25 protein-coding genes, 1 tRNA gene and 1 riboswitch are annotated in these 24,387 nt (G+C 70.9%); of the genes, 12 read left to right on the top strand and 14 right to left on the bottom strand.

What is annotated here, in order from left to right:
- Positions 1 to 41: 41 nt before the first annotated feature.
- Positions 42 to 1,325, top strand: a complete 1,284-nt coding sequence (locus OG246_RS16175; RefSeq protein WP_266462068.1) for an FHA domain-containing protein — start codon at positions 42 to 44, stop codon at positions 1,323 to 1,325.
- Positions 1,326 to 1,352: 27 nt separating this feature from the next.
- Here OG246_RS16175 and OG246_RS16170 read toward each other — a convergent pair whose 3' ends face one another.
- Positions 1,353 to 2,333: a methyltransferase domain-containing protein gene (locus OG246_RS16170; RefSeq protein WP_266462066.1), complete on the bottom strand. Its 981-nt coding sequence runs from the start codon at positions 2,331 to 2,333 to the stop codon at positions 1,353 to 1,355.
- A 102-nt stretch (positions 2,334 to 2,435) separates the two neighbouring features.
- Here OG246_RS16170 and OG246_RS16165 point away from each other — a divergent pair, with 102 nt between their 5' ends.
- Positions 2,436 to 2,849, top strand: a complete 414-nt coding sequence (locus OG246_RS16165) for a globin (RefSeq protein WP_266462063.1) — start codon at positions 2,436 to 2,438, stop codon at positions 2,847 to 2,849.
- Positions 2,850 to 2,865: 16 nt separating this feature from the next.
- Here OG246_RS16165 and OG246_RS16160 read toward each other — a convergent pair whose 3' ends face one another.
- From OG246_RS16160 to ettA, 3 genes are read right to left on the bottom strand one after another with little or no spacing between them, the layout of a single operon-like run.
- Positions 2,866 to 3,558: a hypothetical protein gene (locus OG246_RS16160; protein WP_266462059.1), complete on the bottom strand. Its 693-nt coding sequence runs from the start codon at positions 3,556 to 3,558 to the stop codon at positions 2,866 to 2,868.
- Positions 3,555 to 3,965, bottom strand: a complete 411-nt coding sequence (locus tag OG246_RS16155) for a thioesterase family protein (protein WP_266462056.1) — start codon at positions 3,963 to 3,965, stop codon at positions 3,555 to 3,557. Before OG246_RS16155 ends, OG246_RS16160 begins: the two co-directional genes overlap by 4 nt.
- A 2-nt stretch (positions 3,966 to 3,967) precedes the next feature.
- Positions 3,968 to 5,632 carry an energy-dependent translational throttle protein EttA gene (gene ettA / locus OG246_RS16150; RefSeq protein WP_266462053.1) on the bottom strand — a complete coding sequence of 555 codons (1,665 nt, stop codon included), beginning with the start codon at positions 5,630 to 5,632 and terminating at the stop codon, positions 3,968 to 3,970.
- A gap of 179 nt (positions 5,633 to 5,811) precedes the next feature.
- Here ettA and OG246_RS16145 point away from each other — a divergent pair, with 179 nt between their 5' ends.
- Positions 5,812 to 6,084 carry a DUF1876 domain-containing protein gene (locus OG246_RS16145; RefSeq protein ID WP_266462051.1) on the top strand — a complete coding sequence of 91 codons (273 nt, stop codon included), beginning with the start codon at positions 5,812 to 5,814 and terminating at the stop codon, positions 6,082 to 6,084.
- Positions 6,085 to 6,225: 141 nt separating this feature from the next.
- Here the strand turns inward: OG246_RS16145 and OG246_RS16140 are convergent, their stop codons facing one another.
- Positions 6,226 to 6,873 (bottom strand): TetR/AcrR family transcriptional regulator, encoded by a 648-nt coding sequence (locus OG246_RS16140; RefSeq protein WP_266462049.1) that lies wholly within the window; start codon positions 6,871 to 6,873, stop codon positions 6,226 to 6,228.
- A 107-nt stretch (positions 6,874 to 6,980) separates the two neighbouring features.
- Between OG246_RS16140 and OG246_RS16135 the strand changes: the two genes are divergently transcribed.
- Positions 6,981 to 9,179 carry an efflux RND transporter permease subunit gene (locus OG246_RS16135; protein WP_266462047.1) on the top strand — a complete coding sequence of 733 codons (2,199 nt, stop codon included), beginning with the start codon at positions 6,981 to 6,983 and terminating at the stop codon, positions 9,177 to 9,179.
- 139 nt (positions 9,180 to 9,318) lie between these two features.
- Positions 9,319 to 10,344: a TIGR01777 family oxidoreductase gene (locus tag OG246_RS16130; RefSeq protein WP_266464245.1), complete on the top strand. Its 1,026-nt coding sequence runs from the start codon at positions 9,319 to 9,321 to the stop codon at positions 10,342 to 10,344.
- Here OG246_RS16130 and OG246_RS16125 read toward each other — a convergent pair.
- Positions 10,306 to 10,378: transfer RNA gene (locus OG246_RS16125), tRNA-Arg, on the bottom strand. The genes OG246_RS16130 and OG246_RS16125 overlap by 39 nt on opposite strands.
- Before the next feature lie 311 nt (positions 10,379 to 10,689).
- Between OG246_RS16125 and OG246_RS16120 the strand changes: the two genes are divergently transcribed.
- Both OG246_RS16120 and OG246_RS16115 read left to right on the top strand, forming a co-directional pair.
- A complete protein-coding gene (locus OG246_RS16120; RefSeq protein WP_266462043.1) occupies positions 10,690 to 12,297 on the top strand; it encodes a dynamin family protein in 1,608 nt (535 codons plus the stop codon).
- A gap of 5 nt (positions 12,298 to 12,302) precedes the next feature.
- Positions 12,303 to 14,342 (top strand): YfjP family GTPase, encoded by a 2,040-nt coding sequence (locus OG246_RS16115; protein ID WP_266462040.1) that lies wholly within the window; start codon positions 12,303 to 12,305, stop codon positions 14,340 to 14,342.
- Here the strand turns inward: OG246_RS16115 and OG246_RS42890 are convergent.
- Positions 14,311 to 14,418 carry a pentapeptide repeat-containing protein gene (locus tag OG246_RS42890; RefSeq protein ID WP_353962475.1) on the bottom strand — a complete coding sequence of 36 codons (108 nt, stop codon included), beginning with the start codon at positions 14,416 to 14,418 and terminating at the stop codon, positions 14,311 to 14,313. The two genes, OG246_RS16115 and OG246_RS42890, sit on opposite strands and share 32 nt — an antisense overlap.
- Positions 14,419 to 14,594: 176 nt before the next feature.
- On the opposite strand from OG246_RS42890, the gene OG246_RS16110 reads away from it, so the two are divergent.
- Together OG246_RS16110 and OG246_RS16105 are read left to right on the top strand one after the other, a co-directional pair.
- Positions 14,595 to 15,041 (top strand): single-stranded DNA-binding protein, encoded by a 447-nt coding sequence (locus tag OG246_RS16110; RefSeq protein WP_266462038.1) that lies wholly within the window; start codon positions 14,595 to 14,597, stop codon positions 15,039 to 15,041.
- 286 nt (positions 15,042 to 15,327) lie between these two features.
- Complete coding sequence (locus OG246_RS16105) at positions 15,328 to 16,740, top strand: Cys-Gln thioester bond-forming surface protein (RefSeq protein ID WP_266462036.1); 1,413 nt, start codon at positions 15,328 to 15,330, stop codon at positions 16,738 to 16,740.
- Positions 16,741 to 16,761: 21 nt separating this feature from the next.
- On the opposite strand, the gene OG246_RS16100 is transcribed toward OG246_RS16105, so the two are convergent.
- On the bottom strand, positions 16,762 to 17,106 hold the full coding sequence (locus OG246_RS16100; RefSeq protein ID WP_266462035.1) for a helix-turn-helix domain-containing protein: 345 nt from the start codon (positions 17,104 to 17,106) through the stop codon (positions 16,762 to 16,764).
- A gap of 54 nt (positions 17,107 to 17,160) precedes the next feature.
- Positions 17,161 to 17,441: riboswitch (cobalamin riboswitch) on the top strand.
- A 27-nt stretch (positions 17,442 to 17,468) separates the two neighbouring features.
- Here OG246_RS16100 and OG246_RS16095 point away from each other — a divergent pair.
- Positions 17,469 to 18,572 (top strand): HoxN/HupN/NixA family nickel/cobalt transporter, encoded by a 1,104-nt coding sequence (locus tag OG246_RS16095; RefSeq protein ID WP_266462033.1) that lies wholly within the window; start codon positions 17,469 to 17,471, stop codon positions 18,570 to 18,572.
- 75 nt (positions 18,573 to 18,647) lie between these two features.
- Here the strand turns inward: OG246_RS16095 and OG246_RS16090 are convergent, their stop codons facing one another.
- Together OG246_RS16090 and OG246_RS16085 are read right to left on the bottom strand one after the other, a co-directional pair.
- Complete coding sequence (locus OG246_RS16090) at positions 18,648 to 19,385, bottom strand: YcnI family protein (RefSeq protein ID WP_266462031.1); 738 nt, start codon at positions 19,383 to 19,385, stop codon at positions 18,648 to 18,650.
- 30 nt (positions 19,386 to 19,415) lie between these two features.
- Positions 19,416 to 19,997 carry a hypothetical protein gene (locus OG246_RS16085; protein ID WP_266462029.1) on the bottom strand — a complete coding sequence of 194 codons (582 nt, stop codon included), beginning with the start codon at positions 19,995 to 19,997 and terminating at the stop codon, positions 19,416 to 19,418.
- Between the two features lie 127 nt (positions 19,998 to 20,124).
- Here OG246_RS16085 and OG246_RS16080 point away from each other — a divergent pair, with 127 nt between their 5' ends.
- The gene (locus tag OG246_RS16080; protein ID WP_266462025.1) at positions 20,125 to 21,084 is read left to right on the top strand and encodes a D-2-hydroxyacid dehydrogenase family protein; all 960 of its coding nucleotides are present in this window, start codon (positions 20,125 to 20,127) and stop codon (positions 21,082 to 21,084) included.
- Positions 21,085 to 21,127: 43 nt separating this feature from the next.
- Here the strand turns inward: OG246_RS16080 and OG246_RS16075 are convergent, their stop codons facing one another.
- A complete protein-coding gene (locus OG246_RS16075) occupies positions 21,128 to 21,670 on the bottom strand; it encodes a DUF2087 domain-containing protein (RefSeq protein WP_266462021.1) in 543 nt (180 codons plus the stop codon).
- Between the two features lie 174 nt (positions 21,671 to 21,844).
- Between OG246_RS16075 and OG246_RS16070 the strand changes: the two genes are divergently transcribed.
- Positions 21,845 to 22,120 (top strand): chaplin, encoded by a 276-nt coding sequence (locus tag OG246_RS16070; RefSeq protein WP_266462018.1) that lies wholly within the window; start codon positions 21,845 to 21,847, stop codon positions 22,118 to 22,120.
- Positions 22,121 to 22,275: 155 nt separating this feature from the next.
- On the opposite strand, the gene OG246_RS16065 is transcribed toward OG246_RS16070, so the two are convergent.
- From OG246_RS16065 to OG246_RS16055, 3 genes are all read right to left on the bottom strand, one after another.
- Positions 22,276 to 23,142: a tyrosinase family protein gene (locus OG246_RS16065; protein WP_266462016.1), complete on the bottom strand. Its 867-nt coding sequence runs from the start codon at positions 23,140 to 23,142 to the stop codon at positions 22,276 to 22,278.
- On the bottom strand, positions 23,126 to 23,659 hold the full coding sequence (locus tag OG246_RS16060) for a tyrosinase family oxidase copper chaperone (protein WP_266462014.1): 534 nt from the start codon (positions 23,657 to 23,659) through the stop codon (positions 23,126 to 23,128). The genes OG246_RS16065 and OG246_RS16060 overlap by 17 nt, the downstream gene beginning before the upstream one ends.
- Positions 23,660 to 23,813: 154 nt before the next feature.
- Positions 23,814 to 24,332, bottom strand: a complete 519-nt coding sequence (locus OG246_RS16055) for a hypothetical protein (RefSeq protein WP_266462012.1) — start codon at positions 24,330 to 24,332, stop codon at positions 23,814 to 23,816.
- Positions 24,333 to 24,387 lie beyond the last annotated feature (55 nt).

The following is a 24,387-nucleotide window of genomic DNA, read 5'->3' as shown; positions in this document are numbered from 1 at the left end:
CCGGCCATACCGGCCGGAAAAGGAGAGGGGGAAGCGCCGACATGCCGACCTGCCCGAACGGACACCAGTCGGGTTCCGACGACTGGTGCGAGGTCTGCGGTCACCGCATGGCCGGTGCCGTGCCCCCGCCCCCTCCGCCACCGCCGCCCGCCGCCGGGTACGGCTATCCCGGCTCGCCTCCGCCGCCCGGCGCCGGAGGCCCTGGCGGCCCCGGAGGGCGCCCGCATCTCTCCGCCGTGCCCGACCACCCCGCGCCGGAGCTCTGCCCGCAGTGCCGTACGCCCCGTGAGGGCGCGGCGCCGTTCTGCGAGCAGTGCCGGTGGAACTTCCTGACCAATACGGCGACCTCGTACACGCCCGCCGCGCCGCGTCCGCAGGCCCCCATGCCCGGGGCTCCTGGGGGTCCCGGCGGACCTGGTGGCCCCGGTGGCCCTGGTGGCCCTGGTGGCCCGAATCCGGCGCAGCGGTTCCAGCAGGGGCCGCCCACCGGAGCCGGGCACGGTCAGGACCCGTTCGAGTACCAGAGCTCGCGGCCCTCGCAGATGAACCGTCCCGCCGAACCGATTCCGCCGGGTCCGCCCGGACCGTACGGCGGCGGCCCCTCGCCCTTCGGCGGCGACCCCTCCCGCCCGGTCCCGCCGCCCCCCGGGCCCACGCCCGGCGCCCCGCAGGCCTTCACACAGCAGCCTGCCTCCCCCGGGTACCCCCAGGGCGCCCCGCCGGCGCAGGGCGGCCCGTCCTTCGGCGGCGGTGACGACGACTGGGTGATCTCCCCGCCGTCGGCAGGCAGCCCCGGCGGACCGGGTACGCAGGCCGGTCCCGGCCGCCCGAACGGTCCCGGCCCGGCCCAGGGCGGCGGCTACGGCTACCCGCAGCCCGGCACGACCCAGGCCCCGCCCGGCCCGTCCTACCAGCAGTCGCTCAACTGGACCGCGACGATCGGTCCCGACCGCGAGTACTTCATGGCGATGATGCAGCGCTCGGGCCCCGAGGCCGCGGGCCTGAACCTGCCCGCGTACTCACCGGAGCAGCAGCGCCCGCTCACCGGCAACCAGATGACGATCGGCCGCCGCCGGCACTCCACCGGCGAGTCCCCCGACATCGACCTGTCGGTGCCCCCGGAGGACCCGGGCGTCTCCCACCAGCACGCGGTCCTGGTCCAGCAGCCGGACGGCAGCTGGGCGGTCGTCGACCAGAACTCCACCAACGGGACCACGGTGAACGGCGGCGAGGAGCCCATCCAGCCCTTCGTGCCCGTACCGCTCCAGGACGGGGACCGGGTGCACGTGGGCGCCTGGACGACGATCACGATCAGGCGCGGCTAGTACCTGGCCGGACGGACCACCGAGGCGTCACGGCAGCGGCCAGGTGTACGGCCCCTCGGGGTCGTCCAGCCACGCCCAAACCCGCTCGCCGTCGACCGTGATCCCGTACCGCTCGCGCACCGGCTGCTCCTCGCGCTCCCACAGCGCGTACGCCTCGTACGGGTCCAGGCTGCCCGCGGTCAGGGTCAGCAGGAACCGGAACAGCTCGTGGCTCCTGGCCCGGGGCGGCAGCCCGCCCAGGTGCGGCTCCTCCGGCTCGGGCCGGGTGTCGCCGCGCAACGGCACGAAGTAGGCGGGCGTGTGCAGGAAGCGCCCTTCGGCGTACTCGCCGTCCCGTACCCGCAGGGTGATCAGGCCGGTGGCCAGCGGCGCGAGGATACGGGCGCCGGGGCTGCACTGGGGCAGCCAGGCGCGCGGCACCGAGGTCAGCGTGCAGGTGGCGATGATCCGGTCGAAGGGGGCGCGCTCCGGGACTCCGCGGGCGCCGTCCCCGGTGACGACGGTCGGCCGGTAGCCGGCGATGGCCAGATGGCGGCGCGCGGACTCGGTGATCTCCGGGTCGAGGTCGACGGTGGTCACGAACGCGTCGCCGAGCCGGTGGGCGAGCAGAGCCGCGTTGTACCCGGTCCCGGCCCCGATCTCCAGCACGGCGTCCCCGTCCTCCACCTCCAGCTCCGTCAGCATCTTCGCCATCAGCGAGGGCTGGCTGCTGGACGAGAGCAGCTCGCCGTCCCGCACCCGGGTGGCCAGCGGGGCGTCCGCGTACGCGCCGCGCAGCCAGCGCTCCCGGGCCCTGGGGTCGGGGTCCTCGCCCCATACCCGCTCGAAGCCGCCCACGGCCCCGACGTAGTAGTACGGCACGAAGAGATGGCGCGGCACCGCCTCGAACGCCTCCCGCCAGACCGGATCGGCGTCCCAGGCCCCACTTCTGTCGATCTCACGTACCAGCGCCGCCCGCGCCGCCATGGCGAGGTCGTCGGGCTCCTGGTCGAGAGCGTGCGCGCTCATACCTCCACTGTGCTGCGGGAGGGGCCGGGAGGCGAGCGCCGGGCCTCGCGCGGATGGGGTGTGGTCCTAAGCCTTGAGTCCTCGGTCATCCCGTCTGAGACCATGGGTGATGTGACAGAGATCCGGCGCGGAACGCTTCAGGAGCAGACCTTCTACGAGCAGGTCGGCGGGGAGGAGACCTTCCGCCGCCTCGTGCACCGTTTCTACGAGGGAGTCGCCGGGGATCCGGTGCTGCGGGCCATGTATCCCGAGGAGGACCTGGGTCCGGCCGAGGAGCGCTTCACGCTGTTCCTCATCCAGTACTGGGGCGGCCCGACGACGTACAGCGAGAACCGCGGCCACCCCCGGCTGCGGATGCGCCACGCCCCCTTCGCCGTCGACCAGGCCGCGCACGACGCCTGGCTCAAGCACATGCGCGTCGCCGTGGACGAGCTCGGCCTCTCCGAGGAGCACGAGCACACGCTGTGGAACTACCTGACGTACGCGGCGGCTTCGATGGTGAACACGGCGGGCTGACCCGGGGCGCTGCGAGTCAGCGGACGCTGATGTCCAGGGCGCCGAGTCCCGCCCGGCGTACGGCGATCGACCCGTACGGGGTGCGCAGCCGCAGCCATGCACCCGACGAGTACAGCCCCAACGGGCTTTCGTCAGGCGACACTTGGCGTGCGGGCCGCAGGAATCCCAGGGACTGCGCCGCGTGCGCGGCCCGTACCGGCAGGTCGGTGTCGCCGACCGGCCGGGACCAGATCTCCCGCCCGATCCGGTCGAGTTCGGCGCGCGTACGCCGATCGACCGCCAACTCCTGTGTACGGGACCGGAATTCGGCCACCGCGGCGGCGACCATCGCCCGTACGGCGTCCGGTGCGGGCAGCCCAGGTTCCTGCCGCCAGCCGCGGCGGGGCGGCAGCACTCCGGCCCACGGCGGCCCGGTGACGGCCCCCGGGACGGCCACGGTGGACGCCGACTCGTCGACGGACTCCAGGAGTTCACCGGCCGAGACGGTCACGTCGAGCAGGACGTCGAGCCCGTCCTCGTACGGCTTGGCAAGGCGCGCCGTACGGATCGCGAGGACCTCGAAGGACGGCGGGCGCCCGAAGACCGCGAGCGTGGTGCCGGACGCCTGGAGGCGTACGGCGGCGGCGCGGTCGTAGTGGATCAGCCTGGAGAGGAAGGCGGCGAGGTCCGCCGCCTCCCCCTCGTCGGCGAGGTGCAACAGGGCCGTCATGCGGCGACGGCCTCGTCCTTGTCGTCTCGGTACTCCGCGAGGAACTCCCGCTCCTCGGCGGTGAGTCGGCGCGGCCGCTGGGCCTCGAAGTCGAACGGCACAATCACCGTCGCGGCCCGCACGTACACCTGGTCGGGGTCCTTGACCTCGTAGGTGATCGTGAACGACGCCGCCCGGATCTCCGTGATCCACAGCTCGATGTCCACCGGCGTGTGCCGGTGGACCAACTGCCGCTTGTAGTCGATCTCGTGGCGCGCCACCACAGACCCCTGCTTGAAATCCTTCTCCGGGCGGAACAGGAAGTCGATGCGTGCTTCCTCGAGATAGCGGAGGAAGACCACGTTGTTGATGTGGCCGTACGCGTCCATGTCCGCCCAGCGCAGTGGGCAGTGGTAGATGTGCCGCAAGATCAGCCCCGGGTCAGCTTCTTGTAGGTGGCACGGTGCGGGCGCACCGCGTCCGCACCGAGTCGCTCGACCTTGTTCTTCTCGTACGACTCGAAGTTGCCCTCGAACCAGTACCACTTCGACTCGCCCTCGTACGCGAGGATGTGCGTCGCGACCCGGTCCAGGAACCAGCGGTCGTGGGAGATGACCACGGCCGCACCGGGGAACTCGAGCAGCGCGTTCTCGAGCGAGGACAGGGTCTCCACGTCGAGGTCGTTGGTGGGCTCGTCGAGGAGCAGCAGGTTGCCGCCCTCCTTGAGGGTCAGCGCCAGGTTCAGGCGGTTGCGCTCACCGCCGGAGAGGACACCGGCGGGCTTCTGCTGGTCCGGGCCCTTGAAGCCGAAGGCGGACACATAGGCGCGCGAGGGCATCTCGACCTGGCCGACGTTGATGTAGTCGAGCTCGTCGGAGACGACGGCCCACAGCGTCTTCTTGGGGTCGATGTTGGCGCGGCTCTGGTCGACGTAACTGATCTTGACGGTCTCGCCGACCTTGATCGCACCGGAGTCCGGGGTCTCCAGACCCTGGATCATCTTGAACAGCGTGGTCTTGCCGGCGCCGTTGGGACCGATGACCCCGACGATGCCGTTGCGCGGCAGCGTGAAGCTCAAGTCATCGATGAGGACCTTGTCGCCGAAGGCCTTCGAGAGGTTGTTGACCTCGACGACGATGGAGCCCAGACGCGGGCCCGGCGGGATCTGGATCTCCTCGAAGTCCAGCTTCCGCATCTTGTCGGCCTCGGCTGCCATCTCCTCGTAACGGGCGAGGCGCGCCTTGGACTTGGTCTGACGGCCCTTGGCGTTGGACCGGACCCACTCCAGCTCTTCCTTGAGCCGCTTCTGACGCTTCTCGTCCTTGCGGCCCTCGACCTTGAGGCGCGTGGACTTCTTCTCGAGGTACGTGGAGTAGTTGCCCTCGTACGGAATCGCGCGGCCGCGGTCCAGCTCGAGGATCCACTCGGCGACGTTGTTCAGGAAGTACCGGTCGTGAGTGACGGCGACGACGGCGCCCGCGTACTTCGAGAGGTGCTGCTCCAGCCAGTTCACCGACTCGGCGTCGAGGTGGTTGGTGGGCTCGTCGAGGAGGAGCAGGTCGGGAGCCTCGATCAGCAGCTTGCAGAGCGCTACGCGGCGCTTCTCACCACCGGAGAGGTTGGTGACCGGCCAGTCGCCGGGCGGGCAGCCCAGCGCGTCCATGGCCTGCTCCAGCTGCGCGTCGAGGTCCCAGGCGTTGGCGTGGTCCAGGTCTTCCTGGAGCTTGCCCATCTCGTCGAGGAGCGCGTCCGAGTAGTCGGTCGCCATCAGCTCGGCGACCTCGTTGAAGCGGCTGAGCTTGCCCATGAGCTCGGCGGCGCCGTCCTGGACGTTCTGCAGGACCGTCTTGGACTCGTCCAGCTGCGGCTCCTGCATGAGGATGCCGACGCTGAAACCGGGCGACAGGAACGCGTCACCGTTGGACGGCTGCTCAAGGCCCGCCATGATCTTGAGAACGGTGGACTTACCGGCGCCGTTCGGCCCCACCACACCGATCTTCGCTCCGGGCAGGAAGCTCAGGGTGACGTCATCAAGAATCACCTTGTCGCCGTGCGCCTTGCGCGTCTTGCGCATGGTGTAAATGAACTCAGCCAAGAGAAACCGTCCGGACGCTTGAAATCGGCAGTGGGCAGATACACCCCATCTTGCCTGACTGCCAGCCCTCGGGGGAAACCCGTTTGGTCGGCCCTCCGTGACCTGGCCGTTCCCCCGGGTGTGGGAGGACACTCGTAGACAGGGGACCGTCGACGGGCAGGGACCCGGAGGTGATCGTGATGACGCAGACCGCTGTCGGATGGCACGTGGAGCTGGAATTCGAGGAAGACGCTCACCGCACGCGCGCCGCCGCACTCGTACGGCTCCCGGACGGGAGCGAGGTGCGCGCCCACGGGTACGCGAGCCGCCACCCCTCCGACTCGAACCAGCCGAGGGTCGGCGAGGAGGTCGCGGGTGGCAGGGCGCTCAACGAACTGGCGATGAAGCTGCTGACCAAGGCGCACGACGAGATCGACGAGGAGTCGGGCAGGACGTCGCATCCGTTGACGTGAGGTGATGTCGCGTGACGTGACGTGAGCCGGTCCGGGCCGGGCGGGCACAGGAACCTCGACCGGTCCGACCGGCTGACGCGTGGGCCGCGCTGCCCAAGCGCGCGAGCCCCGCTGCTCAACGCGTGAGCCAGCCCCCGCCGCCTAACGCGTAAGCCCCGCGACGATGGCCGTGAGCGTGCGCTCGATCACCGCGTCGCGCTGGTCGGCGGGCAGGTGGGCGAGCGGGCCGTCGAGGATGAGCAGCGACAGGCCGTGGACGGTCGACCACGCGGCGACCTCGGCCGCGGGCCGGTTCTCCGGCCGCATCCGGCCCGTCGCCGCAAGCACGTCGAGCGTCTCCGAGAGCAGCACGAACGCCGCGAACTCCGGTCTCTCCTCGGGGATTTCGAGGCCGGCGAAGTCACCGTCCTCCGGTGTCGTGCGGCAGAAGGCGGTGCGGTAGAGCCCGGGGTGCTCGATCGCGAACCGTACATACCCGCGCCCGATCGCCTCGGTCCTGCGCACGGCCTCCTCGCCCGGATCGTCGAGTGCGGGCAGTGCACGTACGGCCTCGACCATCGAATCGGCGAGCGCCAGCTGGCCGCGGGTCTTCACGGCCTCCAGGAGGTCCACCTGGCCGCTGAAGTGGCGGTACGCAGCGGTGGGCGACACTCCGACGCTGCGGGCCGCCTCACGCAGCACGACGCGTTCGGGGCCGCCTTCGGCCGCGAGTTCGAGGGCGGCCTCGATCAGCGCGTTGCGCAGGTCGCCGTGGTGGTAGCGGGACTTGCCGTCCGTGATCGATCCCATGACCCCATCCTGCCCGAAGTCGAAGTGGCCGACATCTTAAAGTTGACGCCGTTAACATCATGTGCCATCGTCAATGTTAATAGCGTAAACATCAAGAGGTGAAGACCATGTACGACCGGATTTCGGAGCTTGCCCTCCGCAGGGGGCGGCTCGTACTGATACTCACCGCGGTGGCTGTCGTCGCCATGGCGGTCATCGGCTTCGGGGCGTTCGGCAAGCTCCTGGGCGGCGGCTTCGAGGATCCGAGCGCGCCCTCGACGCGCGCTCAGCAGCTCATCGACGAGAAGTTCGGAGGTGAGAGCAACCTGGTCCTGCTGGTCCGGGCCGACGACGGCGACATCGGCTCCGGCGCCGCCGAGCGTGCCGGCTCCGCCCTCACCTCGGACCTCAAGGGCGAGCCGACCGTGGCGAACGTGATCTCGTACTGGGACACCGGCGCCTCCTCGCTGACCTCCCGGGACGGGAACGAGGCGCTGGTACTGGCCCACATCAAGGGCGACGAGACCGAGCAGGCCGACAACGCCTCGGCGATCATCGACGAGTACACCGGCGAACGTGACGGGCTGACCGTGCAGGCGGGCGGAGCGGCCGCGGTCGGCAACGAGATACCGAGCCAGGTCGCCAAGGACCTCGCGGTGGCCGAGGCGATCGCCGTGCCACTGATCCTCATCCTGCTCGTGATCGCCTTCGGAAGCGTCGTCGCGGCGCTGATTCCGCTGGTCATCGGGCTGATCGCGATCGTCGGCACCTTCGCCGAGCTTTACGTCCTGGGCAGCCTCACCGACGTGTCGGTGTTCTCCATCAACCTCACCACCGCCCTGGGCCTCGGCCTCGGCATCGACTACGCGCTGCTCATGATCAGCCGGTTCCGCGAGCACCTCGCGGAGGGCGCCGAGGTCCCCGAAGCGCTCCGGCACACGGTGAGGACGGCCGGGCGGACCATCACCTTCGCCGCGGCGACCGTCGCCATCGCGCTCTCCGCCCTGCTGGTCTTCCCGCAGTACTTCCTGCGCTCGTTCGCCTACGCCGGCATCGGCGTCGTGGTCATCGCAGCCGTCAGCGCCCTGCTGGTCGTACCGGCACTGCTCGCCGTACTCGGCCACCGGGTCAACAACGGCCGGCTGCCCTGGGCGAAGACCGTGCGCAGCGCCGAGGCACCGCTCTGGGGCCGGCTGGCCCGCACGGTCATGCGCAGGCCCGCCCTGACCGCACTGCCGGTCCTCGCGATCCTGCTGCTCGCGGCGAGTCCGCTGCTCGGCGTCGTCTTCGGCACGCCGGACGAGCGGGTGCTGCCGGAGAGTGCGCAGAGCCGGCAGGTCGCCACCGCGGTGCAGAACGACTTCACCGGCAGCGACGAGTCGGCGGTGCAGATCGTCACGACCGGGCCGGTGGCCCCGGCCGCGCTGAGCGCGTACGCGACCGACCTGTCGCGGCTCGACGGCGCGGCCCGCGTGGAGACCTCCGCCGGCACCTTCAGCGACGGCCGGTCCACCCCGCCCGGCCCGGCCGCCGCAGCGCTCGGCCGGCCCGACGCTCAGCGGATCGCCGTGATCAGCGACCTCACTCCCCACTCGGACGAGGCGCAGAACCTGGTCACGGACATTCGGGCCATCGACCCGCCCGCCGGGACCGAGGCACTGGTCGGCGGCAACGACGCGCGACTCATCGACGCCAAGGCCTCGATCGCCGACCGGCTCCCGTTCGCCATCGGCCTCGTGGCGGGCACCACGTTCGTGATCCTCTTCCTCTTCACCGGCAGCGTGGTCCAGCCCCTGCGGGCACTTGTCCTCAACGGCATCAGCCTCACCGCGGCGATCGGCGTCATGGTGTGGATCTTCCAGGACGGCCATCTGTCCTCGCTGCTCGGCTTCACTCCGCAGCCGATGGACACCTCGATGACCGTGCTCATGTTCTGCATCGCCTTCGGACTGTCCATGGACTACGAGGTGTTCGTGACCAGCCGGATCAAGGAGCTGCACGACGCGGGCGCCGACACGGAGACCGCCGTCACCAGCGGGCTCTCCCACACCGGCCGCATCGTGACCATGGCAGCCGGCCTGCTCGCGGTGAGCTTCTTCGCCTTCGGCACGGCCAATGTCAGCTTCATCCAGATGTTCGGGCTGGGCAGCGGACTGGCGATCCTGATCGACGCGGTGGCCGTACGCGGGGTCCTGGTCCCGGCGGCCATGCGACTCCTTGGCCGCACGGCCTGGTACGCGCCGAAGCCGCTGCGCGCGGTGCACGAGCGGCTGGGCATCTCCGAGGGCGGGCCCGCCGAGGAGAGGCGGACACCGGCCAAGGTCTGACCCTGCTTTACGCGGAAGGCCCGGCCGGGGTGTGCCGGCCGGGCCTTCCGCGACTCTCGGGCTCATCCCATTTTTGAACATGTTCAATTATCTGGGATATGCTCGCCCCGCACGCCGTCGCGCAACGAGGGGGAGCCCGATGAAGGTAGTCATACCCGGAGGGACCGGGCAGGTAGGAACGATCCTGAACCGCGCCCTGACCGCCGCGGGCCATGAGGTCGTGGTCCTGACCAGACGGCCGGCGCGCGACCGCGAAATCCGCTGGGACGGCAAGACCCTGGGCCCCTGGGCCAAGGAGATCGACGGCAGCGACATCGTCATCAACCTCGCCGGACGCAGCGTCAGCTGCCGCTACGCCCCGGCCAACCTGCACGCGATGATGGACTCGCGCGTGCACTCCACCCAGGTCGTCGGTGAGGCCATCGCGGCCGCCGAGCAACCTCCCCCGCTCTGGCTGCAGATGAGCACCGCCACCATCTACGCCCACCGCTTCGACGCACCCAACGACGAGGCGACCGGCGTGATCGGCGGCACCGAACCCGGCGTCCCGGACTACTGGGCCTACAGCGTCGAGATCGCCAAAGCCTGGGAACGTACGCAAGAACAAGCCGAAACCCCGCACACCCGCAAGGTCGCCCTGCGCTCAGCCATGGTCATGAGCCCCGACCGCGGCGGCGTCTTCGACATCCTGCTCCGGCTGGCGCGACTCGGCCTCGGCGGCCCGGTCGCAGGCGGCGCCCAGTACGTCTCCTGGATCCACGACCGCGACTTCGTCCGCGCCGTCGAATTCCTGGCCGCCCGGGACGACCTCGCCGGCCCGGTGAACCTCTCCGCCCCCGCCCCGCTCCCGCAGCGCCCGTTCATGCGCGCACTGCGCGCCGCCTGGGGTGTCCCCGTGGGCCTGCCCGCAACCAAGTGGATGGCGGAACTGGGCGCGTTCGCCCTGCGCTCGGACACCGAGCTCCTGCTGAAGAGCCGCCGCGTCACCCCCGGCCGCCTACTCGAAGCCGGCTTCGCCTTCGACCACCCCCAGTGGCCGGAAGCCGCCGCCGACCTCACACGCCGCCTGCGCGGAGGCCCCACCCCAACCACCAAAAAGCCCTCCCGGAGGGAGGGCGGAGACTTGCGCCCCCGGCAGGACTCGAACCTGCGGCCAAGCGCTTAGAAGGCGCCTGCTCTATCCACTGAGCTACGGGGGCCGGGTGTGGCGGCCTTTGTCCTGGTGCCCGGGTGTGGGCTGATCCCTGACCTTGCCGGGGACAAGGATAGGGCTCCCGAATCCCTGACCCGCTCGCTTCGCCTCCGTGGCTCGATGTGGAGGTTCAGTGAAGCGGTCCTGATAATCGCAGGCGGGTACGAATCGTGCACCGCTTTTGGCGTCTCACGCATCGGGTGTTGTGCACTCGTTATGCCTGCGCCCCCGGTCATCCCTTCCGTCCCGTGTGTCCTGTCGGCGCGCAGACATACCCATATGCTTCAGAAAGACTCCAAAATTGGGCATTCTTCGCATGTGGTGACCTTGGACGTACGGCCTCAGCTGCTCGACGCACTCTCCGCCCTGCGCGACCGTGTCGCCGCCGCACGCTTCCCGCTGCCCCTGGCGGGGGCTCCACGCGCGCGTGCCAACCGCGACGAACTACTCGCACAGCTCGACGACTATTTGGTGCCCCGGTTGAGAGAACCCGAAGCACCCCTCCTCGCCGTCATCGGAGGTTCGACCGGCGCCGGGAAGTCGACGCTGGTCAACTCCCTTGTGGGGCGCCGGGTCAGCGAGGCGGGCGTGCTGCGGCCGACGACCCGCACGCCGGTGCTGGTGTGCCACCCGGAGGACCATCACTGGTTCAGCGGGATGCGGGTACTGCCCGACCTCACGCGCGTGTGGGTGCCCCATCAGGAGCCCGGCGACGACCTGCCCGCACTCACCGAACGCGGGGAACGGGTGCTGCGGATCGAGACCGCGGACACCCTCCCCCGCGGTCTCGCTCTCCTCGACGCCCCCGACATCGACTCGCTGGTCGCCGACAATCGCGTACTCGCCGCCGAACTGATCTGCTCGGCCGACATCTGGGTCATGGTCACCACTGCCGCCAGGTACGCCGACGCCGTGCCGTGGCATCTGCTGCGTACGGCAAAGGAGCACAAGGCGACCCTGGTCACCGTGCTCGACCGGGTGCCCCACCAGGTGGTGTCCGAGGTCTCGCGGCAGTACGGCGCGCTGCTCGCCAAGGCCGGACTCGGCGAGGTGCCCCGGTTCACCGTGCCCGAGCTGCCCGAATCGGCATGGGGAGGCGGCCTGTTGCCCGCCACCGCCGTCGCCCCGCTGCGTACGTGGCTCACACACCAGGTGGAGGACCCGGGAGCCCGGCACGACGCGATGGCCCGTACCGCCTACGGAGTCCTCGACTCGCTGAAGGCGCGGATGCCCGAACTGGCCAGCGCGGCCGCCGCGCAGTACGCCGCCGCGCTGCGGCTCACCGCGGCCGTCGACGGGGCGTACGACAGCGAGCACGCGCGCGTGAGGGGGCGTCTGCAGGCCGGGGCCGTGCTCTCCGGGGACGCGCTCAAGCGGTGGCGCGCCTATCCGCTCGACTGCACCGCGGGCGAACTGCTCGACGCGCTGGTCGAGAGCCTGAGCGCGCTGCTGCTGTGCTCCGTGACAGCCGCCGACGAGCGCGTGGACGAGGCCTGGCGGCGCGAACCGGCCGCGGGCGCTCCCGGGCTGACCGACCGTGATCCCACGCTGGAGAGCGCCGAGCACAGGATCGGGATGGCCGTACGACGCTGGCGGCGCGTCCTCGAGGAGTACTCCGAGGAGGAGGTGCGCGACCTCGACAGGAGTGTCGCGCAGGACGCGGAGGTGGTCGCCGCGCTGGTCGCCACCGCGCTGCTCGGCGGCCGCAGGGCGCGATCCGCGGGCGAGGGGCTCGCGGAGCGGATCGGGGCGCACAGTGCCCTGCGGCTGCGCGACCGCGGCGGACGCCTGCTCGCCGATTACCTCGACAAGGCCCTGCAGACCGAACGCGAACGCCGTCTCGCCCCGCTCGACGCACTCGACGTACATCCAGAACCCCAGGCCGAACTCATCGCCGCGCTGTCCGTACTGCAGAAGGAGAGGTGACCGCGGTGACTGCCGTCACTGACCACACGGATCACGCCGATCGCCCAGACCAGCCCGGGGAGGACCACCTCGAAAACACCTCCCCCGAAGAGGGCACATCCGAGAACGACCTCTCCGGGGACGCAAGTTCCGAGGACGAGAGCAAGGGCGAGGACAAGAACGAGGGCGACCAGGACAAGGACCATGCCAAGGCCGAGAAGAGCACCGGCGACGGCGAGCCCCCCGCCGAAGAGGGGCTTCCCAAGAACACCCCCTCGGGGGACGTCCACGCGCGCGTGGAGCCTCAGGAAGCGGAGCACGCACGCGTGAAGGACGACGACCCGTCCGCGCGCGCGGAGGGCGGCCCCGCCTGGGACGACGGGCTCATCGCGCGGCGCGTGTCCGAGACGGCCACCGCGCAGGCGGCACCGGTGGAGACCAAGCCTGCCGTTCAGGACCCGCCCGCCCCTCTCGCGTACGACGGAGCCCTGCGCTCACGCCTCGACGCGCTGCGCGAGCTGGTGGGACTGTCCCGCACGCGGCTCGACAGCAGGACGCTCGCCGAGGCGGGCCGGGTCCTCGACGAGGCGGCGGCGCGGCGCAGGCTCTCCGGGCAGCACACCGTCGTCGCCATCGCCGGGGCCACCGGGAGCGGCAAGTCGCAGCTCTTCAACGCGCTCGCCGGTGTGGCCATTTCGGAGACCGGCGTACGCAGGCCCACCACCGCGGCACCCATCGCGTGCAGTTGGAGCGACGGCGCGGCGACGCTCATCGACCGGCTCGGCATCCCCGGACGGCTGCGCAGACGCCCGTTGCAGAGCGCGGAGGCGGAGGCACAACTGCGCGGCCTCGTCCTGGTCGACCTGCCCGACCACGACTCCGCGGCGGTCCAGCACCGCGAACACGTGGACCGCATCCTGGCGCTCGTCGACGCGGTCATCTGGGTCGTGGATCCGGAGAAGTACGCGGACGCGATCATCCATGAGCGCTATCTGCGGCCCATGGCGGGTCACGCGGAGGTCATGTTCGTAGTCCTCAACCAGGTGGACCGGCTGCCCGGTGAGGCCGCCGACCAGGTCCTCGACGACCTGCGGCGGCTCCTCGACGAGGACGGGATCGCGCTCGGCGAGTACGGCGAACCGGGCGCGACCGTGCTCGCGCTGTCGGCGCTCACCGGGGACGGCGTCGGCGAACTGCGCGAGTCCCTCGGCCAGTTCGTGGCCGAGCGGGGCGCCGCCGCCCGCCGGATCTCCGCCGACGTGGACGCCGCCGCGGCGCGCCTGCGGCCCGTGTACGCGACCGGGCGGCGGACCGGCCTCAGCGAGGAGGCGCGCGACGAGTTCGCGGCCCGGCTCGCGGATGCGGTGGGCGCGGTCGCGGCAGGCGACGCGGCCGAACGCGCGTGGCGCCGCAACGCCAACCGCGCGTGCGGCACGCCCTGGCTGCGGCTGTGGCGCTGGTACGAGGACCGGCGCGAACCACCGACCGGACGGCTGCCCGTCCGGGCCCCCGCGGACGAGGAGGCCACGGCACGCCAGCGCGTCGAGCAGGCCGTACGTACGGTGGCGGACCGGGCGGCGTACGGGCTCCCCGCACCCTGGGCGCAGGCGGTGCGCGAGGCGGCCGCACGCGGGGCGCAGGGGCTGCCCGAGGCCCTGGACGAGATGGCGGCGCGCGCCACGGCACCGGTGGGCCGGCCACCGCGGCCGGGCTGGTGGCCGGTCGCCGTGTTCGCCCAGGCTTCGATGACGATCCTCCAGGTCATCGGCGGGCTCTGGCTGCTGGGACAGATCATCGGCGTCACGTCACCGAATCTCGGGGTGCCGGTGCTGCTGATGGTGGCGGGCATCATCGGCGGTCCGGCCGTGGAGTGGAGCAGCAGGATGGCGGCGCGCGGGCCCGCCAGACGCTACGGGCTCGAAGCGGAACGGCGGCTGCGGGAGGCCGCCGCCGGGTGCGGAAGGGCCCGCGTGCTCGATCCGGTGGCGGCGGAACTGCTGCGATACCGGGAGGTCCGGGAGCAGTACGTACGGGTCACGGGGGCGGCGTCCGCCTCCGTCGGCTGAACCGAGAGCCGCTGAACCGAGACCCGCTGAACCGACACCCGCGGAAGCGGCACCCGCTGAAACGCTGAACCGGCACCACCCCGTCGGGTGACGCGGCTGTCCACAACCGGCCGGTGGCACACAGCGCTCAGCGGGCCCGGCCCGGCGAAGGCAGTCTGAACTCGCGGCGATCGCAGCGCATGCGGTCGCCGCGAGAGGCGCGGGAGGCGCCGCAGACGCATTCGTGCGGGAGATACGGGAGAGGTGTTCGGGATGAACGAGACGATGGTGTGCGCGGTGGGCAACGTGGCGACGCCACCGGTGTACCGGGAGCTGGCCAACGGGGCGTCGGCGAGGTTCCGGCTGGCGGTGACGGCGCGGTACTGGGACCGCGAGAAGAGCGCGTGGACGGACGGACACACCAACTTCTTCACGGTGTGGGCCAATCGGGCGCTCGCCACGAATGTGGGGGCATCGGTGTCGGTGGGCGATCCCGTCATGGTGCAGGGCAGGTTGAAGGTGCGCACCGAACAGCGCGACGGCCAGAGCTGGACGTCGGCGGACATCGACGCGGTGGCGATCGGCCACGACCTCTCACGAGGCACGTCGGCGTTCCGACGTGCCTCCAAGGGGGACACCGGATCGACTCCGAGCCCCCAGCCGGAGCCCAGTTGGGAAACGGAGCCACAGACTCAGCCCGAGCCGGCCGGAGTGACGTGATGTCAGAGCCGGAAACGACCTGACCGAACTGCGGCTTATCGACAAGTACATTCCGAACAGCTTTCGTGGATTTGTCGATAAGCGCAGCTCACAGGCGTGTTGAGCGATAACGATTCCGAGTCGGATCGGTTATCGGATGACATGACTGGGGAGCGTGGTGCGCCGCGTCCTTAGGATGCCGGACATAGCTCATGGATCACGGGGCTTCTGATTCTGCTGCCGGGACCGTCCCCCCATGTCAACGGGTCCTGCTCGAAGTCAACGGGTCCTGCTCGAAGGGAATTCTGTGCTTTCTTCGTTCTCTGCGTTGTCCGCGCGCAGGCGAGGCGCCGCCCGCCTCGCCGCCGCGGCGTTGGTGTCGGGGCTCGTCGCCGCGGGGGCGATGGCCGCCGCCGGTACGGCCGTCGCCGACGAGACGCCGCGGAACCAGGGTGGCGCGACCGCCACCATAGGCGGCCTGAAGACCTACGGAACCGCCGTGATACACGACGCCAACGGCGAGGACCAGCAGGTGTCCGCGGGCCTGTTCGAGATGTCCGTCGACAACGGCGGCACCCTGCAGACCTACTGCATCGACCTCCACAACCCGACGCAGAAGGACGCCAAGTACCAGGAGACCTCCTGGAGCGGCACCTCGCTGAACGGCAACGCGGACGCGGGCAAGATCCGCTGGATCCTGCAGAACTCCTATCCGCAGGTGAACAACCTCGTGGCGCTGGCCGAGAAGGCCGGAGCGGACGGTCTCACCGAGCAGGACGCGGCGGCCGGCACCCAGGTGGCCATCTGGCGGTACTCGGACGGCGCCGAAGTGGACGCGGTGGACCCGCAGGCGGAGAAGCTCGCGGACTACCTGGAGAAGAGCGCGCAGAACCTGGCGGAGCCCGCGGCCTCGCTGACCCTCGACCGGCCCGCGGTCTCCGGCCACGCCGGCGGGAAGCTCGGCCCGGTCACGGTGCACACCAACGCGGACGGCGTGACGGTGATTCCGCCCGCGGACTCCGCCACCAGCGGAGTGGAGATCGTGGACGCGGAAGGCAAGGTGATCACCTCCGCGGTCGACGGCAGCCGGCTCTACTTCGACGTGCCCGAGGACAGCACGGACGGTTCGGCCGCGCTGACCGTGCAGGCGTCGACGACCGTGCCCGTCGGCCGGGCCTTCGCCTCGGAGACCCGCAGCCAGACCCAGATACTCGCCGGCTCCAGCGAGTCGACGGTCTCCGCGACGGCGACCGCCACCTGGGCCACGGAAGGCGCGATACCCGCGCTGTCAGCCGAGAAGAACTGCGCCAGGGGCGGCGTTGACATCACGGCTGCCAACGAGGGCGACGAGGCGTTCACCTTCGAGCTGGCGGGGATCGAGCACACCGTCCCGGCAGGCGAGTCCCGGGTGGTGACGGTGACGCTCCAGGAGGACCAGGCGTACGACTTCACGGCCATCGGCGCGAACGGCTTCGAGAAGCGTTTCACCGGCATGCTCGACTGCGAGACGCAGGGCAGCACGAGCGACGTCACGACCCAGACGGCCGGTGAGCCGAGCCCCGCCACGTCGGTCAAGACCTTCAGCGACGGCACCGACCTCGCCGAGACCGGCAGTTCCAGCGCCACCCCGATCATCGGGGGCGTGGCGATCGCCCTCGTCGTGATCGGCGGCGCAGCACTGGTCTTCGTCAACAAGAAGAAGGCACCGGAGCAGCACTGAGCGACACAGCACCTTGGCAACTCAACAGTGCTCGAGGAGTTCGGCGGTCGGGCCGTCGGTCACCCGGTAGCGCACGACCCGCCCGTCCTTGTCGCCCTCGACCACCCCGGCGGTACGGAGCAGACGCAGGGCCTGGGACACGGCGGGGTCGTTCATGCCGGTCGCGACGGCGAGGTCGGAGACTGCGAGGGGGCCGGCCCGGTGCAGGGCCAGGAGCAGGGCGAGGCGACGCGGGTCCGCGAGGAGGGAGAAGCGGTCGGCCCAGGCTCGTACGTGCCCTGGTTCACCGATGGCGGCGACTGCGTCGCAGACCCGGTGGCCGTCGATGGTCCGGCGATCGGCGCGCTCGGCGGGGACGAGGTGCATGAGGTCATCTTCGCAGGCACCGCTATGTGATCTTCAATACCTGCGCACCTGTGCAGCTTTGCAGGGGAGAGTGGCCACGCCTACGGTTGGTGGGCCGTGGTGTTCGGGAAGACCGGTGACGGCCTCTTCGTCCTCGAAGGGGCCCAGGCCGGAGCGGCCCTCGCCACTGTGATCGGGCCTCGGACCAGGTCCGTACGCGGCGTACTCGTGTACGGAGCAAACGGCTTGAGGCGCCCCGTCCCACTTCGGCCACTGGTCGCCTCCCGGCGGCCGGGAAGGCGGGACGGTGCGGACCCCCGTCAGCCAGGAGACCGGCCACGGCATCTCACGAAGTGATCCACGAGGTGCTGGAGCGTGACCCCATGACCCTGCCCACGCAGTCGTCCCCACCCGCCGCCGGATTCCGCTGGCGACGCGAGGACACCGTGCGCACGGCCGTACTTCTGGCAGTGATCGCGGCGCTGCATGTCGTCGCGTTCGGCATCCTGTTCCTGCTCGTGGTGCCGGAGCACTACGAGGTCGGCTCCAAGGCCTTCGGCATCGGCCTGGGCATCACGGCGTACACCCTGGGCATGCGGCATGCCTTCGACGCCGACCACATCGCCGCGATCGACAACACCACCCGAAAGCTGATGGCCGACGGGAAGCGGCCGGTGTCGGTGGGCTTCTGGTTCGCGCTGGGGCACTCAAGCGTGGTGGTGCTGCTCGCCGCGCTGATCGCCGGAGGCACCCAGCTGGCCGGGCGGATCATGAACGAGGGCTCGAGTACGCACCAGGTGCTCGGGGTGATGGGCACCACGGTCTCCGGGTCGTTCCTCTACCTGATCGCCGCCCTCAACCTCGTCGCGCTGGTCGGCATCCTGCGGGTCTTCAGGGCGATGCGGGCCGGTACGTACGACGAGGCCGAGCTCGAACAGCACCTGGATTCCCGGGGGTTCATGAACCGGATCCTCGGCCGCTTCACCAAGTCCATCACGCGTCCTGGGCAGATGTACCCGCTGGGCTTCCTCTTCGGCCTCGGCTTCGACACGGCCACCGAGGTCACGCTGATGGTGATGGCGGGCAGCGGCGCGGCGGCCGGCCTGCCCTGGTACGCGATCCTGTGCCTGCCGCTGCTGTTCGCGGCGGGGATGAGCCTGTTCGACACGCTGGACGGCACGTTCATGAACTTCGCCTACCAGTGGGCCTTCTCCAACCCGGTGCGCAAGGTGTTCTACAACCTCACCATCACCGGCCTGTCCATCGCGGTGGCCTTCTTCATCGGCACGATCGAGCTGGTGAGCGTCCTGCACGAGAAGCTCGACCTGACCGACTCGGTCACCGGCTGGATCGCGGGGCTCGACCTGGGCAACGTCGGGTACATCATCGTGGGCCTGTTCGTGGCCGTCTGGGCCGCGGCCGTGGCGTACTGGCGACTGGCCAAGGTGGAGCAGCGATGGGCGGTCCGCCCCGCCGAGGGGAGTTGAGACCGGCGGGGCGGCAACCGCTCGCGGACTGGGAGCGGAACAGGACGGACTAGGACGGACCAGGAACGGGACGGACTACGAGCGGGCGCTGCGGGCTCGCGCGAGGGCGAAGCCGGCCGCGGCCAGGCCGAGGACACCCACGACCAGGCCGGCGATCCCCAGGCCACGAGCAGTCGAGTCACTGCTCGCGGCCGAACTCTCGGCGGCAGGAGCCGAGCCCGAGTCCGAGTCCGAGCTCGACGACGCGGCCTCCTCGGAGTCGGCCGCGGTCTTGGCCGTGAGCGTCAGCACCGGCGCCGGGTTCTCCGGCTCGTCCCCGCCCTGTTCCGCCTCCTCGATCCAGCGGGCGACGCTTCCGTCCGAGTAGGTCTGCAGCGTCTTGAAGGTCAACTGGTCCACGTCGTCGGGCAGTTGACCGAAGGCGACGTTGAAGTCCTGGTACTCGCCGTGGCGGATCCTGCCGCCGGTCCAGGTGATCTCGGAGACGGCGTCGGTGATCGTGCCGTCGTCCGTCTTGACGGGGGTCTTCAGCTTGGTCGTCGTCACCTCCGGGGTCCAGCCCTCCTCGGGAGTGACCAGAACGCCCAGGACCGGATGGTCGGTGGGCAGGAAGACCTGCACCTTCGTGGTGCTGGCGGTGTCCTCCTCGTTGGGGACACGGAAGGTCAGAACGCCGTCCGTGGCGCCCTTGGCGTAGCTCTCGGGGTGAACCGTCACATGGGCGAAGGCCGCGCCCGCGGCCGCCAGGACTCCGGCCGCGGCAAGACCGGCGACGAGGCCGGCCCGGCGCAGGGTGGTGCGTATCGGGGACATCAGGGAAGCTCCGTACTGGTGGGGATGGGGTCAGGGCGTGTACACGAGCCCTGTCGGCGGTCCCCGGCGGGAGACGGCGTGCCGCAGCAGCACCTGTCGAAGTGGCCGCGGCTCGGCCGCGTTCCGGCATACGGCGTTCCAGCGCGGCTGGGCGTGGGACGGTCCGGTCCGCACCCGCCACCATGCCGCGAGCCCCGGGACGAGCGTCGCGGCCCTGCGCAGCAGGGACCACAGCGCCGCCTCACCGCGCCGCAGCCACCAGGTCGCGAGGAGAGCGGCCGTCAGGTGGGCGGCGGTGGCGTGGGACGTCATCGCATGCGGGTGCGTCATGTGCGCGCCGTGCATGTTCATCGCCATGCGGGGCCGGGTCGCCGCGAACCCGATGTGCAGTCCGGCCTGCGCGGCGAGCATCCCGCCGCCGATCCCGAGGAGCGACCGCTCCCGACCGCTCAGCAGGCAGCCGGCCGCGAAGAGGGCGAGGACCCCGGCACCGTCCGCCCACAACGGCGGCGCCTCTCCCGTCGCCAGCCCGTGTCCCCCGGCGGCCAGCAGCACACACAGCACGGCGAACACCGCCGCGCGCAGGCTCCGTACCGCCAAGGTCGCACTCATGGGTGCCCAGACTGCCATGGGGAGCGAGCGGCCGTCGCGGCTTCCGGAGCAGCAGGTTCCCTGGGCCCCGCCCCGCCGCCCTTCCTTCGCTCGGGTAGGGTCCGGTCGAGCCTGGAAGGGACCTGACATGCGACTTCGGTGTGCCGTGCTGGACGACTATCAGGGCATCGCGACCGAGGTCGCCGACTGGTCGCCCGTCGCGGACGACGTGGAAGTCGTCGGTTTCGCCCGGCACTTCGCCGACGAGGACGCGCTGGCCGCCGCGCTGGCGGACTTCGACATCGTCGTCACCCTGCGGGAGCGGGTGCCCTTCCCGGCGTCGCTGCTGGCCCGGCTGCCCCGCCTGAAGCTGCTGATCGCCTCCGGGATGCGCAACACGGTGATCGACTACGCGGCCGCCGAGGCGCAGGCCGTGACCGTGTGCGGCACCCCGAGCGCTTCCACTCCCCCGGTCGAGCTGACCTGGGCGCTCCTGCTCGGCCTCGCTCGGGGCCTCGTCACGGAGAACGAGGCGCTGCGCGCGGGCGGTCCCTGGCAGAGCACCGTCGGAGCCGATCTGCACGGCCGCCGGCTCGGTCTGATCGGTCTCGGGAAGATCGGCAGCCGGGTGGCGCAGGTGGGCCTCGCGTTCGGCATGCGGGTGAGCGCGTGGAGCCGGCACCTCACCAAGGAGCGCGCCGAGGAGGTCGGGGTGGAACTGGCCGCCTCCAAGGAGGAGTTGCTCGCGAGCAGCGACTTCGTCTCCGTCCACCTCGCGCTCGGCGACCGCACCCGCGGCCTCATCGGCGCCGCCGAACTGGCCCTGCTCAAGCCGACGGCCTACCTCGTCAACACCTCGCGCGCGGCGATCGTCGACCAGGACGCGCTGCTCACCGCCCTGCACGAAGGCCGGTTCGCCGGAGCGGGCGTCGACGTGTTCGACGTCGAGCCGCTCCCCGCCGACCATCCGATGCGCTCGGCCCCGCGCCTGCTGGCCACCCCGCACCTCGGCTATGTGTCGCGGGCCAACTACGAGGCGTACTACTCCGGCGCGGTCGAGGACATCCAGGCGTTCCTGGCCGGCTCACCGGTACGCCGACTCGGCTGAGGCTGAGCAACACCGAGTCGGCGTACGGACGAACGCCGCCGCCTCACACTCCCGCAGGGCGCCAGTAGAACCCGTACTGCCGCCGCAGATGATGCAGGTCCACCAGATACCGCCGCAGCGTCACATGGTCGACCGGCGCGTCCTCGCACCAGGCGCGCAGCTTCTCGTTGACGGTCCGCTCCGGGTACTCGACGCCCGGCTCGAAGGTCCGTTCGGCGATGTGCCTCAGGACGACCAGCTTGCGCTGCCACTGGGCCGGCAGCCGCACCAGACGCCCGTCGCGTACGAAGGTCCGCAGGACCGCCTCGGTGTGCTCGTCCCCGGAGCCGTGGTTCTCGGCGGCCGGAGTCCGCGAGGCACGGGCGAGTTCCCTGAAGCGGTCGTAGGCGACGCTCAGTCCCCCGTCGCCGCCCGCCGCGATCGCGCCCTGGTCCTGGAGCCGTCGCAGCGCCACGGTCGCGTCCTTCGGGGAGAGCCCCGCCTTCTCCATGACTTTCGCGGGGGTGTCCGCGCCGAGGGCCACGGCGGCGAAGGCGCGGGCCCGGGTCTCCTCGGCGAACAGGCCGATCAGTTGGTCGGTTGGCATGCCCGGCACGCTAATCGAGGGCATACCGCGAGCCGAAGCGATTTTCCTGCGCCCGCGGCGCGGCCCAAGAGTGATCGCCCGATGAAACGCCGTGACCAGCGGTGGGTGAACGCGTTGAAGGGTGAGTGCGGTCGCGGTCGTGCGGTCGCACTCACCAAGTCAAAGGAGAACGTGATGTCTCGCATCGCGAAGGTAGCCGGTGTCGCTCTCGGCACGGGTGCCGTGGTGCTCAGCGGAGCCGGTCTGGCCATGGCGGACGCCGGTGCTCAGGCCGAGGCCGTCGGCTCGCCCGGCGTTCTGTCGGGCAACGTCGTCCAGCTCCCGATCCACGTGCCGGTCAACGTGTGCGGGAACACCGTCAGCGTCATCGGTCTGCTGAACCCGGCGTTCGGCAACACCTGCGTGAACGCCAGCGACCACGACAAGGGCCACGGCGGCTACGGCGGCTGACCCGACGCACGTACGGCGAGGCCCCCGGCAGTGACCACTGCCGGGGGCCTCGCCGTTCCACCCGAGCCGCCCACGCGACCCGACAACCGTTCATGCGACCCGACAGCCGTTCGCTTCACGCGGTGCGACAACCCTTCAGGCGCACCGGTGGAGGTTCAGGCGTACCGGTAGATCCGGCTGTGGTCCTCAAGCTCGTCCGGTGTCACGCGCCACGGCGGCATCTTCTCGTGCCGCGCGACGATCCGCCTGTACTGCTCGTCGTCCGGCCCCGGTGGCCGCGCGGGCAGATAGCGCGCGCCGCGGTGCCGCTTCTGCCAGCGGGACCACTGAAGGTCCACGAAGGCGTGGTGCAGCCAGAAGACGGGGTCGTTGACCGAGGCGCCGCCGAGCATGTGCCCGCCGACCCAGCGGTGCACGCGGTTGTGGTTGCGCCAGGCCGCGGTCCCGGACCCCGACCCCCACCCTTCGAGCCGGTTGCGGAACCCCTTGGAGGACGTGGAGTTCCAGGGCGCCGTGTCGTAGACGGGGTCGGCCAGAGCGGAGTCCAGCTCACGCTTGGTGGGCAGCTCGATCGGGGCCTGCGGGCGGCCGAACTCGCGTGTGAGGAACTCCCCGTCGGTCACGGCTTCCCTGATCCGCCACTTGCCGTGCGCGTAGGCGAAGGGCCCGGTCATGACCTGCCGGTCGGAGCGCCGCCCGTTCCCTCCGAGCAGATCCTGCGTCCACGGCGCGGATGAGGTCGTACGGTCCCGCGTCCAGTCCCAGTACGGCACGCTCACCGCGGAGTCCACGCGGCGCAGGGCCCGCTCCAGGTCCAGCAGGAACCGCCGGTGCCAGGGCAGGAAGGAGGGCGCCATGTGTGCCGTACGTAGTCCGCCGTCGCCGTCGGAGACGTAGTACTCGATGTGTGTGCGGACGAACTCGTCGTACTCGCCCCTGCGTTTGACCTCCAGCATCGCGCCGACGAAGCGGCGCCGCTCCGCTCGCGTCAGTGTGCTGACGTTCTTACGGGTGTACACCATGCGCGTGACCACTTCCCTCCGCGGCACTCTCCTCCGCGTCCGTGCCGCGCAGTTGCTCCGAGGGGCCCAGTTCGTCGACGGCCGCGCGGGCCGCCTCGAGCGCCGTCGGATACGACCGGTAGTGGTCCACCATGCTCAGATAGGTGCCGTCCGCGCGGCGCATCAGGTGCAGCGGCCGGCCGTCCACGGTGACCTGCCACTCACCGCCGCCGGCCGCGGCGCGGCGGCCCGCGTCGGTCTTCGCACCGAGAAGGTGGCGGCCTCGGTACATCTCGTCGAACGGCGAGTCCTCGGAACGAGCGGGCCGAGGGGGGTGCGGGGGCCGTGAGGCGGCGACGACCGGGGTCAGCGCCACGGCGACGGCCGACGCGAGCAGGCCGCGCACGACGTCCCGCCGGGTCCCGCGCCGGGAGGCCACCGGGCGGCCCGGTTCCCCCGCACTCGCCGGGACGACCGGCTGCACCGGCCTCACCGACACCGCGCTCGACACGCTGCTCGGCACTCTGTTGACGAACATGGTTCTCTCCTCGCCGGATCAGCCGGATCAATCGGGTGCGAGTACGGATGCAGCTGATGCGGATACAGGTGCGGTCGATGACGGTCGGGATCAGTCGCGGGAAGGTGTGGGCGGCAGGCCCGGGCCGGGCGCCCGGACCTCGCCCGTATGGCCGTTACGCCCCAGCCCCCATGACCACGTTCGCCCCGGGCACCGTCTGCAGCAGCGGTGTGAGCACGGCGACCTGAGGCAGTTTCGGCTCCGGCAGGCCGAAGTTGTCCGGGTTCGGCGCGGTGAGCGGGGTGTCCAGGGACAGCCCGGGGGTCAGCGTGCGGAGATCGGCGGCGGGCGCTCCGACTCCGAGGTGGTCGAAGCCGTCCCCGAGGACATGCGGAAGAGGCGTGCGCACGTCCGCCCCGGGCAGCCCGGCAGTGACCGGGAGCTGCGGCAGAGCCCGATCGGGGAGCAACCGACCCTCGACGTACCGCGGGCCTTCGGGGCTGCCCGGCATGGGTACCGGCAGCTGCCCGGTGATCCTGGGCGTCTGCAGATTGAGGGCGCTCTCCACACCGTCCAGCGGCACGGGGACGGGGACCGTCTCGGCCGCGACGGCGGGGGCCGCGGCGGCGGCACCCACCGCTGCCGCGACGCCGGTCAGGACAGCGGCAAGAGTTCCTCGAGTGGTCGGCTTCATTTCAGGTACGGTCCCTTTCAGGATTCGGGGGGTCAGCGTCCGTACCGCGTAACGA

The organism is Streptomyces sp. NBC_00620 (genome assembly GCF_026341825.1).
GTDB lineage: Bacteria > Actinomycetota > Actinomycetes > Streptomycetales > Streptomycetaceae > Streptomyces.
Note: the sequence above shows the minus strand (reverse complement) of the source record. Positions and strands in the feature narration are given on the sequence as shown.

Excerpts from the sequence above, each read along its gene's own strand:
- OG246_RS16175 (WP_266462068.1), top strand. The coding sequence starts at position 42 with ATGCCGACCTGCCCGAACGGACACCAGTCGGGTTCCGACGACTGGTGC.
- OG246_RS16170 (WP_266462066.1), bottom strand. The coding sequence starts at position 2,333 with ATGAGCGCGCACGCTCTCGACCAGGAGCCCGACGACCTCGCCATGGCG.
- OG246_RS16165 (WP_266462063.1), top strand. The coding sequence starts at position 2,436 with ATGGGTGATGTGACAGAGATCCGGCGCGGAACGCTTCAGGAGCAGACC.
- OG246_RS16160 (WP_266462059.1), bottom strand. The coding sequence starts at position 3,558 with ATGACGGCCCTGTTGCACCTCGCCGACGAGGGGGAGGCGGCGGACCTC.
- OG246_RS16145 (WP_266462051.1), top strand. The coding sequence starts at position 5,812 with ATGACGCAGACCGCTGTCGGATGGCACGTGGAGCTGGAATTCGAGGAA.
- OG246_RS16140 (WP_266462049.1), bottom strand. The coding sequence starts at position 6,873 with ATGGGATCGATCACGGACGGCAAGTCCCGCTACCACCACGGCGACCTG.
- OG246_RS16135 (WP_266462047.1), top strand. The coding sequence starts at position 6,981 with ATGTACGACCGGATTTCGGAGCTTGCCCTCCGCAGGGGGCGGCTCGTA.
- OG246_RS16130 (WP_266464245.1), top strand. The coding sequence starts at position 9,319 with ATGAAGGTAGTCATACCCGGAGGGACCGGGCAGGTAGGAACGATCCTG.
- OG246_RS16110 (WP_266462038.1), top strand. The coding sequence starts at position 14,595 with ATGAACGAGACGATGGTGTGCGCGGTGGGCAACGTGGCGACGCCACCG.
- OG246_RS16100 (WP_266462035.1), bottom strand. The coding sequence starts at position 17,106 with ATGCACCTCGTCCCCGCCGAGCGCGCCGATCGCCGGACCATCGACGGC.
- OG246_RS16095 (WP_266462033.1), top strand. The coding sequence starts at position 17,469 with ATGACCCTGCCCACGCAGTCGTCCCCACCCGCCGCCGGATTCCGCTGG.
- OG246_RS16090 (WP_266462031.1), bottom strand. The coding sequence starts at position 19,385 with ATGTCCCCGATACGCACCACCCTGCGCCGGGCCGGCCTCGTCGCCGGT.
- OG246_RS16085 (WP_266462029.1), bottom strand. The coding sequence starts at position 19,997 with ATGAGTGCGACCTTGGCGGTACGGAGCCTGCGCGCGGCGGTGTTCGCC.
- OG246_RS16080 (WP_266462025.1), top strand. The coding sequence starts at position 20,125 with ATGCGACTTCGGTGTGCCGTGCTGGACGACTATCAGGGCATCGCGACC.
- OG246_RS16075 (WP_266462021.1), bottom strand. The coding sequence starts at position 21,670 with ATGCCAACCGACCAACTGATCGGCCTGTTCGCCGAGGAGACCCGGGCC.
- OG246_RS16070 (WP_266462018.1), top strand. The coding sequence starts at position 21,845 with ATGTCTCGCATCGCGAAGGTAGCCGGTGTCGCTCTCGGCACGGGTGCC.
- OG246_RS16065 (WP_266462016.1), bottom strand. The coding sequence starts at position 23,142 with ATGGTGTACACCCGTAAGAACGTCAGCACACTGACGCGAGCGGAGCGG.
- OG246_RS16060 (WP_266462014.1), bottom strand. The coding sequence starts at position 23,659 with ATGTTCGTCAACAGAGTGCCGAGCAGCGTGTCGAGCGCGGTGTCGGTG.
- OG246_RS16055 (WP_266462012.1), bottom strand. The coding sequence starts at position 24,332 with ATGAAGCCGACCACTCGAGGAACTCTTGCCGCTGTCCTGACCGGCGTC.